General features: G+C 70.2%; 1 pseudogene. It reads left to right on the top strand.

The window, feature by feature from the left end:
• Positions 1-98 precede the first annotated feature (98 nt).
• Positions 99-483 (top strand): annotated as a pseudogene (locus IEG05_RS23140) (2Fe-2S iron-sulfur cluster-binding protein); the annotation flags it as partial.

The raw sequence follows: 483 nt of genomic DNA, 5'->3' as shown, positions 1-483 counted from the left end.
CGGCTGCGCAGCCGGACGCTGCCGGCACGTCATCGGCCCGGGACAGCGGCTCGATGGCTGGTATGCCGATGGGCACCACGCCGCCGGCTGGCGCGCCGATGGGCGATGACGATCACGCCGCGCATCATCCGGACAAGGCCGGAAGCATGGCGGTACCGCAGCCGGCGCCAGCCGATGGCATGCCGGCGCAAAGCAGCAGCTCGATGAACGGCATGCCGATGAGCGCCACACCGCCGGCTGACGCATCGGCGGGCGATGACGATCACGCCGCGCATCACCCGGACGCGACTGCCAGCATGCCGGCTTCGAGTGGTGCATCGATGGCCGGTTCCATGGGCGGCATGATGGCCGGTTCCATGGGCGGCATGATGGACGACATGATGCGCGGCTGCCGCGGAGACGAGTGCGGTCGGGATCGGCGCCTCAACAAGCTGCTGTATCCGCAGCTGATGGCGCTGCCGGATCTACCGCCGGAGCGGCGCG

The organism is Stutzerimonas kunmingensis (assembly GCF_014764705.1).
GTDB lineage: Bacteria > Pseudomonadota > Gammaproteobacteria > Pseudomonadales > Pseudomonadaceae > Stutzerimonas.
Note: the sequence above shows the minus strand (reverse complement) of the source record. Positions and strands in the feature narration are given on the sequence as shown.